Genomic DNA, 3,287 nt, shown 5'->3' with positions numbered 1-3,287 from the left:
TCTCTCTCATCTTTAGTGAATCTATTTTTATAAATAGTTGTTGCTAAAGCTATTCCTAAAGGTGGAACCATTCCTCCAGCCATTACTGCTGCATGAGGATAATAGTTTCCAGCTGCTATCATTGCAATACCAAAAGTAAAACTTGCTTTATTTATAGGACCTCCCATATCAATAGCCATCATACCTGCAAGAATAACTCCAAGTAAAACTAAGTTTCCTGTACCAAGTCCACCTAAGAAAGAAGTCATTCCGTTATTAAGTGCTGCCACTGGGGTTAAAATTACTTTATACATCAATACCCCAGTTATTAAAATTCCAAATACTGGATAGAATAAAACAGGTTTTAATCCCTCTAAACTTTCAGGTAAAGCTCTTAACACTCTTTTTAATAAAAGAACTATATATCCACCTAAGAATCCACCTATTAAAGCCCCTAAAAATCCAGCTCCATTATTTGCTGAAATAAGTCCAGCTACCATTGCTGGTGCAAATCCCGGTCTATCTGCTATACTCATTCCAATAAATCCAGCCATTACTGGCACCATTAAGAAAAAGGCATTATCTCCACCAATATCTTTTAATAATTTTGCTATTACATTAAAGCTTGGATCTGTTGGATCTGCTGATTTTATACCAAACATAAATGAAAGAGCTATTAATATTCCTCCACCTACAACAAATGGCAACATATTTGAAACACCTGACATCAAATGTTTATAAAATCCTTTTTTCTCTTCAGAACTTCCCTCTGATTTTCCAGATTGAGCCTTATATATTTTTGCTTTTTGTTCAACTGCATTTCTTATTAATTTTTCAGGATTTTTTATCCCCTCTATAACTGGAACAATCTCTACATTTTTTCCGTGGAATCTGTCCATCTCTACATTTTTATCAGCTGCAACTATTATTCCCTTAGCATTTTTTATCTCTTCATCAGTCAATCTATTTTTTACACCAGTAGAACCATTTGTTTCTACCTTAAGAGTTATCCCCATCTCTCTAGCTTTTTTCATAAGGGTATCAGCTGCCATATATGTATGAGCTATCCCAGTTGGACAAGCTGTAACTGCTAAAACTGTAAAATTTTGATTATCATCTTCCAACTCTTCCTCTTTTTCTTCCTCTTTAGCCTTTCCCTCATTTAATAATAGATTTAAAATTTCATCTTTTGTTTTAGCCTTAAGTAAATTTTCTCTTAAGTCATCATCTAATAGTAAAGTTGTAAGTTTTGATAATACTTCTATGTGTGAGTCTGTTGCATCAGCTGGAGCAGCTATCATAAAAAATAATTTTGACGGTTCTCCATCAAGTGAATCATAATCAACACCCTCTAAAGATCTTCCAAAGGCAATGCTTGGAATTTTTACTGCTTTTGTCTTAGCGTGAGGAATAGCTATTCCCTCTTCTAATCCAGTAGAACTTTGAGCTTCTCTTTTTAAAATCTCTTTTTTGTACTCTTCTCTGTCATTTAATCTTCCGTTGTCCATCAACATATCTATCATTTCATCTATGACTTCTTCTTTTGATTTTCCCTTAAGATTTAAATTCATGCAATTTTTAATAAGCATATCTTTTAACATTTTTACCTCCTAGATTTTTTTTATTTCTATTTCATTTAATAGTTTTTTCATACTTTCAAAATCTGTCAACCCTTGAGAAAAAGCTGTGGAACTTCCAGAGGCTATCCCGTATCTATATGATTCTTCCATTGTTTTTCCTGTTGAAATCCCATATATCATACCAGCTACCATTGAATCCCCAGCTCCTACCGAACTGATTAATTCCCCCTTAGGTACATTTCCTCTATATACCCCATCTTTTGTTATAAGGATAGATCCATCTTTTCCCAAAGATATAAGTACATTTTCACTTCCAAGTTTCATTAATTTTTTTCCAGCCTCTATAATTTCCTCATCAGTTGAATATTTTTCTCCAAAAAAATCTTCCAATTCGTGATTATTTGGTTTTACTAAAAATATTCCCTCTTTTAAAACTTTTCTTAAAGTTTCCCCTCTTGTATCAAGGATAACTTTCACACCTTGAGGTAGTTCAGAAATTATTTGTTCATATATATTTTGAGGGAGAGAACTCGGTATACTTCCAGATAAAACTAAAATATCTCCAGATTTTATATCTTTTGTCTTTGATAAAAATTCTTTATATTCTTCATCATTTATATTTGGAGATTTTCCAGCTACTTCACTTTCATCTGACAAAGTTTTTATTTTAAGGTTTATTCTTGTCATATCTTTTATATTTACAAAATTTTCTTCAATCCCTTCAGATTTTAAATCATTTTTTATATAATCTCCTGTAAATCCACCTACAAATCCCAAGGCTACACTTTTTTCTCCAAAATTTTTAAGAACTTTAGATACATTTATCCCCTTTCCACCTGGTAAAGTGTAAGCTGTTTTTGCTTGGTTTAGTCCTCCCTCTTGAAATTCTTCAAGTCCTATATAATAATCAACAGCTGGATTTAAAGTTACTGTATAAATCATTTTATCCTCCTATCTCCTCTGGTATATCCTTATCAGATATTATCTTTCCATCTTTTAAATCTGCAAACTTTATAAAACTTTTCTTATAAAACTTAGTGTGATCACATAAGAAAAATTTTTCCTTTGCTCTTTTTATAGCCTCTATCTTTACAAGTGCTTCATCTGGATCTGGTGTAAAATATCCATCTTCATTTACCCCGTTAGCTCCTAAAAAAGCTAGATCAAAATTAAAATTTTTAAGTGAATTAACTGCTATTCCACCAATCATAGCCCCTGTTTTTTCTTTCATCTTTCCACCTAAAAGATATACTTCGTTATGTTTTAATTTTAATAATTCCTTTATATGATGAAAACTATTTGTAACTATTTTCAATTCTTTATAGCTATTTAAATATTTTATTAAACTTCCTGTTGTACTTCCAGCATCAAGATATATCATCTGTCCATCTTCTATATAATCTAAAACTTTTTTTGCTATAATATCTTTTTCTTCTATATTAATCAGTTTTTTATATCCAATATCCTCTTCTTTTGTTTCTATTAATACAGCTCCACCGTGTATTCTTTTTATTTTTTTCTTATTTTCTAAAAAATTCAAATCTCTTCTAGCAGTAGCCTCAGAGATTTTTAACTCCTCTACAATCTCTTGTAGTTTTATATTTTTTCTTTTTTTTATCAGTTCTAATATAAGGTTATATCTCTCTACACTTAACATCCTCTCACCTCAAAATAATATTATCATATTTTTTTTATAAAAACAATATTTTTCTTTCATTTTCTTTTAAA

The 3,287-nt window shown here is 30.7% G+C and carries 3 protein-coding genes; all 3 read right to left on the bottom strand.

Going from position 1 to position 3,287, the window contains the following annotated elements:
* On the bottom strand, positions 1–1,580 hold a 1,580-nt coding region (locus tag Q1J48_RS07725; protein ID WP_300362449.1), incomplete at its 3' end, for a PTS fructose transporter subunit IIABC.
* Positions 1,581–1,589: 9 nt separating this feature from the next.
* Entirely contained in the window at positions 1,590–2,501 is a 912-nt protein-coding gene (gene pfkB / locus Q1J48_RS07720; protein WP_300362446.1) for a 1-phosphofructokinase, read from the bottom strand.
* A gap of 1 nt (position 2,502) precedes the next feature.
* The gene (locus Q1J48_RS07715) at positions 2,503–3,216 is read right to left on the bottom strand and encodes a DeoR/GlpR family DNA-binding transcription regulator (RefSeq protein ID WP_300362443.1); all 714 of its coding nucleotides are present in this window, start codon (positions 3,214–3,216) and stop codon (positions 2,503–2,505) included.
* Positions 3,217–3,287: the final 71 nt, after the last annotated feature.

Source organism: Fusobacterium sp., from assembly GCF_029258315.1.
Classification (GTDB): domain Bacteria; phylum Fusobacteriota; class Fusobacteriia; order Fusobacteriales; family Fusobacteriaceae; genus Fusobacterium_B.
This window is presented reverse-complemented; position numbering and strand designations above follow the sequence as displayed.